We start from the raw sequence: 6607 nt of genomic DNA, 5'->3' as shown, positions 1-6607 counted from the left end.
GTTGGCGTCCCCACGGGGATTCGAACCCCGGTACTCACCGTGAAAGGGTGATGTCCTAGGCCTCTAGACGATGGGGACCCTGGACTGCTTTTACATCTTGCGGGGTCAGATCCCGGTTCATTCGAGTGGGCTCTGACCTCGTCACTTCGGCTTTTTTGGTGGAGGTAAGCGGGATCGAACCGCTGACCTCTTGCATGCCATGCAAGCGCTCTCCCAGCTGAGCTATACCCCCGCAGCGCTGAAGTGCGAGCATTATAGCGGACGCACTTGCATTTCGCAAATAGCCAACAAGGGTCGTTATAGACCTTTCTGGATGCGCGCCAGCACGGTCTCGCGGCCGAACAATTCCAGCACCGCGTCGATGGCCGGGGTCTGCAGCTGGCCGGTGACCAGCAGGCGCAGCGGCATGGCCAGCTGAGGCATCTTCAGGCCATTGGCAGCCAGCACTTCCTTCATCGCGGCGGACAGCGCAGGCTTGCTCCACTCCACCGTCTGCAGCTTCTCCGCGAACTGCGCCAGCGCCGGGCGCACGGCGTCGGTCAGGTGCTGGGCCAGCAGCCCGGCATCGGGATTCGGCGTGCGGAAGAACAGCATCGCCGCATCGGCCAGTTCATTGATGGTGTTGGTGCGTTCCTTCATCAGGCCCAGCACGGCGGCCAGCGGCGGCGCACCGTCGAACTGCGCGCCTTCCCGTTCCATGACCGGACGCGCCAGGGTAGCGAGGCGCTCGTTGTCGGACTGCTTGATATAGTGGTTGTTCAGCCAGGCCAGCTTTTCCGGGTTGAACTGGGCCGCCGACGCGGTCAGGTGTTCGAGGTTGAACCACTCGGTGAACTGCTGCATCGAGAAGATCTCGTCGTCGCCGTGGCTCCAGCCCAGGCGCGCCAGGTAATTCAGCATCGCCTCCGGCAGGAAGCCCTGCTCCGGGTACTGCATCACGCTGACGGCGCCGTGGCGCTTCGACAGCTTCTGGCCGTCCGGGCCCAGGATCATCGGCAGGTGGCCGTACTGCGGCAGCTCGGCGCCCAGTGCGCGCAGGATGTTGATCTGGCGCGGCGTGTTGTTCACGTGGTCGTCGCCGCGCAGCACGTGGGTGATCTTCATGTCCCAGTCGTCGACCGCGACGCAGAAGTTATAGGTCGGGGTGCCGTCGCCGCGCGCGATGACCAGGTCGTCCAGTTCCTTGTTGCCGATGGTGATCGGGCCTTTGACCACGTCGTTCCAGGTGACTTCGCCGTCGAGCGGATTCTTGAAGCGCACCACCGGCTTGATCCCGGCCGGCATTTCCGGCAGGGTCTTGCCTTCTTCCGGGCGCCAGGTGCCGTCGTAGCGCGGCTTCTCGCCGGCCGCGCGCATGCGCTCGCGCATCGCCTCGACTTCTTCCGGGGTGCAGTAGCACAGGTAGGCGGTGCCGGCTTCCAGCATCGACTTGATCACTTCGCGGTAGCGGTCCATGCGCTGCATCTGGTAGAACGGGCCCTCGTCGTGCTCGAGGCCCAGCCACTTCATGCCGTCCAGGATCGCCTGCACCGCCTCCGGGGTCGAACGCTCCAGGTCGGTGTCTTCGATGCGCAGGATGAAGGTGCCGCCGAAATGGCGGGCATAGGCCCACGAATACAGCGCGGTGCGCGCGCCGCCGAGGTGGAGATAGCCGGTCGGGCTGGGTGCAAAACGGGTGCGGACGGTCATGGTCGAAACGAAGGTAGTGACGGGCTCGCGCAAGGGCTGCGCCGCGTGCCGGGAAACCCGTCGTGAATGGTAAAGCAGCTATTTTACAACGTCCCTCCTGGCGCCGGGCGCAAGGGCGGATGGCTGCCGGGCGATGTTGCATCTCACGTCGTTCAATTACTTTACAGAAACTACAATGTTCGATAAAGTCCAGTCTACCCTTCCCCGGTTCCTCCGCTCATTTCACCGCTCATTCACCGCTTATGCAGAACACCCCGAGCACAGCCTCCATCGCGCGATTGCGCGGGGAATTCTCCTGCGCGGCCACGGAGGTCGGCTTCCTGCACCAGCAGGCCGGCGTGCTCGTGCGCGACCTGCGCCGCGCCCTGGTATTTTGCGCGCTCGCCTACATGCTGTTCGGCGCAACCGACATCCTGGCGCTGGGCTGGCCGACGGCGGCCTATCCGATGCTGGCCCGCGCCTCGATCGGCATGGTGGCCCTCGCCGGCCTGCGCTACTTGCGGCGCGCCGCCGACCCGGTGAAGGCGGTATACCTGACCTCGACCATCTTCACCATCCTCGGGATGGCCAGCTACATGGTCGTGGTGTACCACCGGCCCCAGGACATCCTGCTGCACGGCATGTCCGTTGCGCTGCTGAGCCTTGTCACCTTCGTCTTCATCCCGAACCGCCTGTCGAACGCCTTCCTGATCGCGCTGGGTTCGAGCCTGGCCTTCATTGCGCTGGCCTGGTGGCAGCACCTCGAAACCACCCGCCACCTGATTTCGATGACGATGATGATCGTGGTCTCGAACGGATTCGGCTTGCTGGCGGCGCACCGCCACGCGCGCCTGTGGCGCGAACAGTACCTGGCCCAGCAGGTGCTGACCAACCTGTCGATCCGCGACCCGCTCACCGGCTGCTACAACCGGCGCCACCTGAATGCCGCCCTGCTCGACGGCGAGATCGCGCGGGCACGCCGCTACCGCCTGAGCCTGTCGATGATCATGTGCGACCTCGACGGCTTCAAGGCCATCAACGACACCCATGGGCACCATGCCGGGGACGAACTGCTGCGCAGCTTCGCCCAGCTGGCGCAAGCGATGACGCGCGATGCGATCGACACCGTGGTGCGCTACGGCGGCGAGGAATTCCTGATCATCCTGCCGGAGACCCGCCTGGACGGCGCGATCGAACTGGCCGAGCGCGTGCGCGCCGCCTTTGCCGCCCAGCGCACCGAGATCGGCGGCCTGTCGCTCGGCACCACCGCCAGCTTCGGCGTGGTCGGCGCGGAATTCGGCGGCAGCCATGCCGTCACGCCGCAAGGCATGATCGCGCTGGCGGACCAGCTGATGTACGAAGCCAAGCGCGGCGGGCGCAACCAGGTAAGGGCGCGCCAGCTGGGGCAGCGCGTCGAGGCGGTGGACCGGGCGGCGTAGGGTGTTTTGAGGCCGGGGGCCTCAAAACGAAGGGTGCCCACCCTACCGGTATATCTTAATCGGCTGCGCAGCCCGCGCGCGCAGCTGGCCGCAGCCGCCGTCGACGTCCTGGCCGGCCGAATCGCGCAGCTTGGTGAGGATGCCGCGCTCGAACAGCCAGGCGGCGATGCGCTCGGCCTTCTCCCAGTCCGGGCGGCGGAACGGCAGGCCTTCGTTGGCGTTATAGGGAATCATGTTCAGCACCGCGTACTTGCCGCGCAGGAGGCCGACGATGGCGTCCAGCTCGTCCTGGCCGTCGTTCACGCCTTCCAGCAAGGTCCACTGGTACTGGATCGGATAGCCGGTCAGGCGCGCATAGCGTTCGCCCTCTTCCACCAGCGCCGGGGGCGCGATGCGCGGCGCGCGCGGCAGCAGGCGTTCGCGCAATGCCGGCTTGGTCGTGTGCAGCGACAGCGCCAGCGCCGGCTTCACGGGACCAAGCGGCAGGCGCTCGAACACGCGCGGATCGCCGACGGTGGAGAACACCAGGTTCTTGTGCGCGATATTCCCTTCCACGCCCAGCAGCTCGATCGCTTCCATCACATTGTCGAGATTGTGCGCCGGCTCGCCCATGCCCATGAAGACGACCTTCTTGACCGGCCGCTGGCGCCGCGCCAGCACCACCTGGGCGACGATCTCGCCGCTCGTCACCTGCCGCACCAGGCCGCCCTGCCCCGTCATGCAGAACTGGCAGCCGACCGCGCAGCCGACCTGGCTGGACACGCAGACGCCGTCGCGCGGCAGCAGCACGGATTCCACCGTCTGCCCGTCCTGCAACCCGACCAGCAGGCGCGCCGAGCCATCCTCGGCCGGATGCGTGCTCAGGATGCGCGCCAGGCCCTCGAGTTCGGCATCGATCTGCGGCAATGCTTCGCGCACCGGCTTGGGCAGGAAATCGTCGGGACGCCGGCGGCCGTGGTCATGGCCGGCGTTGCGGACCCAGTCGCGCAGGATGCGGTCTTCATGGAGCGGGAGGGCGCCGAGGGAGCGGAGACGGGCGCGCAGGGAGGCGAGTCGCATCAGCGGAAGGGTTCGAAGGGCCACAGGGCCAGGTTGTCGGGCAGCGCGAACCAGCCAAAGGCCTGGTGCAGCACATAGGCGACATCGTAGGGGAAGGCCGACCACTTCTGCACGCCCAGCCACACCCAGCTCATCGGCATGACGGCCCACAGGATGAACACCAGGGCCACTTCGCGCCGCTCGATCCGGGACAGGAAATCGGGATTCCGCAGCCAGTAGGCCGTCAGCAGCGGGAAGGTCACGATGGCGACCACGCGGGTCTGGTCGGCGGTGACGACCGCCAGCAGGCCCAGGCCGCCCAGCACCAGGAAGAACGGCAGGCTCCTGCGCCCCCAGCCGGCGAAGCGCGCCGCCGCCAGCCAGCCCAGGCCCAGCAGCGACCACACGATGGCGTGCGCATGCAGGAAAAAGTTGGACACCAGCCCGCCGAGGTGCACGCGCACCCAGGCCATGCGGCCGGAAGCCACGTGGATGTCGTAATGGTGGAACAGTCCCACCAGCGCCAGCTTGCCGGCCACGAGGGCGCCGAGCAGCAGCAGGCAGAATGTCAGTCCATAAGGGAGCGGATAGCCCTGGCGCCGGCTCAGGAACACTGCGGCGGACAGGCCGGCGGCGCCCAGGAAACCCTGCTCGAAATGCTGCATGCCCAGCAGCAGGCCGGCGCCCAGCGTCACCGGCGCCGCCGCGGGAAAGGCCAGCACGGCCATCATCAGCAGCAAGGTCAGCGAGTCGTAGCCGACCCAATAGTATGCCGTGGTCGACACCGGCAGCACCGCGAACAGGACGATGGCGGTGCGCGCCAGGTCGCGCGGCAGACTGCCGAGCGTGATGCGCACGAACAGGAAGGTGAATGCCACGGCCTGCGCCAGGGCGAGCGCGAACAGCTTGGGCATGGTGGTGGCGCCGGTGAGCCATGCCAGCCACGGGCTGAGCCAGCTCCACATCACGTATTCCTCGTCCGGATTGGTGAACGGGTTGGTGAAGGGATTCTGGGCCATCGCCCACAAGGCGGGCGGGTTCGGGTAGGTCCAGATGCCGGTCTTCACCAGCCACAGGACGCAGACGACGGCCAGCAGTTTCCAGGTGGGCGACTCGAACAGGAAGTGCTCGACTTTTTTCGTGAGTTGCATGCGATTCGCGGCTGGCTGACCGGGCGTTCAGCCCCGGGCAGCCGCCCAAGGCCAACACGACTTTGCCAGGGACGGCTTCGGAGGCTCGGCATGGCCCCCGCCTTCGCGGGGACGACGATGTGGTGTCAGTCGTTCTTCACGACGATGGTCGGGAACTTGGCGCTCATGTCCTTCGCCTTGTCCGCCACCTTCACCGCCACCTTGCGTGCGATCTCTTTATAGATGTTGGCCACCGCGCCATCCGGATCCGCCACCACGGTCGGCGTGCCGGAATCGGCCTGCTCGCGGATCGACAGCTGCAGCGGCAGCTTGCCCAGGAAGTCGACGCCGAAGTCGGCGCACATCTTCTCGCCGCCGCCTTCGCCGAAGATGGCTTCGGTGTGGCCGCAGTTCGAGCAGATGTGGGTGCTCATGTTTTCCACCACGCCGAGGATCGGGATGCCGACCTTCTCGAACATCTTGAGGCCCTTGCGCGCGTCCAGCAGGGCGATGTCCTGCGGGGTGGTGACGATCACGGCGCCCGTCACCGGCACTTTCTGCGACAGGGTCAGCTGGATGTCGCCGGTGCCCGGCGGCATGTCGACCACCAGGTAATCCAGTTCGCGCCAGTTGGTCTGCTCCAGCAGCTGCTGCAGGGCCTGGGTCACCATCGGGCCGCGCCAGACCATCGGCTCGTCCGGATCGATGAGGAAACCAATGGAAGAAACCTGTACGCCGTGGTTCTCGAGCGGCTCCATGGTCTTGCCGTCCAGGCTTTGCGGACGACCATTGATGCCCAGCATGGTCGGCTGCGAAGGGCCGTAGATGTCGGCGTCCAGCACGCCGACGCTGGCGCCCTCGGCGGCCAGCGCCAGCGCCAGGTTGACGGCGGTGGTCGACTTGCCGACGCCGCCCTTGCCGGACGCGACGGCGATGATGTTCTTCACGTTCGGCATCACCTTCAGGCCGCGCTGCACGGTGTGCGACAGGATCTTGCTGGTGACGTTGACGCTGACGTTCTGTACGCCCGGCAGCTTGCGCACGGCGTCGATGACGGCGTTGCGGACCAGGGTGAACTGGCTTTTCGCCGGGTAGCCGAGTTCGATGTCGAGGGCGACGTTGCCGCCGTCGACCTGGATGTTCTTGACCGAGCGGGTGCTGACGTAGTCTTTATTGGTATTCGGGTCGACGACCGCGGCCAGGGCGGTCTTGACGTCGTCGAGAGTGATGCTCATGGGGTTCTCCGTATGTGATGCGCAAGAGTTTAGCGTAAATCGGGGCAACGACACTTGCACAAGTGGCAAACCGCTCGATTACCCCCTGACCGTTTAG

Annotated in this window: 5 protein-coding genes and 2 tRNA genes; 1 reads left to right on the top strand and 6 read right to left on the bottom strand. The window is 66.2% G+C overall.

Annotated features, from left to right (window positions below; translation table 11 throughout):
• Window positions 1-2: 2 nt before the first annotated feature.
• From AC3A6M_RS03990 to gltX, 3 genes are all read right to left on the bottom strand, one after another.
• Window positions 3-78: transfer RNA gene (locus AC3A6M_RS03990), tRNA-Glu, on the bottom strand.
• 78 nt (window positions 79-156) lie between these two features.
• Window positions 157-232: transfer RNA gene (locus tag AC3A6M_RS03985), tRNA-Ala, on the bottom strand.
• A 65-nt stretch (window positions 233-297) separates the two neighbouring features.
• Complete coding sequence (gltX, locus tag AC3A6M_RS03980) at window positions 298-1689, bottom strand: glutamate--tRNA ligase (protein ID WP_487851440.1); 1392 nt, start codon at window positions 1687-1689, stop codon at window positions 298-300.
• A gap of 242 nt (window positions 1690-1931) precedes the next feature.
• Here gltX and AC3A6M_RS03975 point away from each other — a divergent pair, with 242 nt between their 5' ends.
• The gene (locus AC3A6M_RS03975) at window positions 1932-3107 is read left to right on the top strand and encodes a GGDEF domain-containing protein (protein ID WP_487851439.1); all 1176 of its coding nucleotides are present in this window, start codon (window positions 1932-1934) and stop codon (window positions 3105-3107) included.
• Between the two features lie 42 nt (window positions 3108-3149).
• On the opposite strand, the gene AC3A6M_RS03970 is transcribed toward AC3A6M_RS03975, so the two are convergent.
• From AC3A6M_RS03970 to apbC, 3 genes are all read right to left on the bottom strand, one after another.
• Window positions 3150-4166, bottom strand: a complete 1017-nt coding sequence (locus AC3A6M_RS03970; RefSeq protein ID WP_487851438.1) for an RNA methyltransferase — start codon at window positions 4164-4166, stop codon at window positions 3150-3152.
• Complete coding sequence (locus AC3A6M_RS03965) at window positions 4166-5296, bottom strand: hypothetical protein (RefSeq protein ID WP_487851437.1); 1131 nt, start codon at window positions 5294-5296, stop codon at window positions 4166-4168. The genes AC3A6M_RS03970 and AC3A6M_RS03965 overlap by 1 nt, the downstream gene beginning before the upstream one ends.
• A 125-nt stretch (window positions 5297-5421) precedes the next feature.
• Window positions 5422-6510 (bottom strand): iron-sulfur cluster carrier protein ApbC, encoded by a 1089-nt coding sequence (gene apbC, locus AC3A6M_RS03960; protein WP_487851436.1) that lies wholly within the window; start codon window positions 6508-6510, stop codon window positions 5422-5424.
• Between the last annotated feature and the right edge of the window lie 97 nt (window positions 6511-6607).

It is taken from the genome of Telluria sp. Soil_C_11, assembly GCF_057657395.1.
This window is presented reverse-complemented; position numbering and strand designations above follow the sequence as displayed.

What these genes read in the sequence shown, in the direction of transcription:
- gltX (WP_487851440.1), bottom strand. Translation starts at nt 1,689, where the DNA reads ATGACCGTCCGCACCCGTTTTGCACCCAGCCCGACCGGCTATCTCCAC.
- AC3A6M_RS03975 (WP_487851439.1), top strand. Translation starts at nt 1,932, where the DNA reads ATGCAGAACACCCCGAGCACAGCCTCCATCGCGCGATTGCGCGGGGAA.
- AC3A6M_RS03970 (WP_487851438.1), bottom strand. Translation starts at nt 4,166, where the DNA reads ATGCGACTCGCCTCCCTGCGCGCCCGTCTCCGCTCCCTCGGCGCCCTC.
- AC3A6M_RS03965 (WP_487851437.1), bottom strand. Translation starts at nt 5,296, where the DNA reads ATGCAACTCACGAAAAAAGTCGAGCACTTCCTGTTCGAGTCGCCCACC.
- apbC (WP_487851436.1), bottom strand. Translation starts at nt 6,510, where the DNA reads ATGAGCATCACTCTCGACGACGTCAAGACCGCCCTGGCCGCGGTCGTC.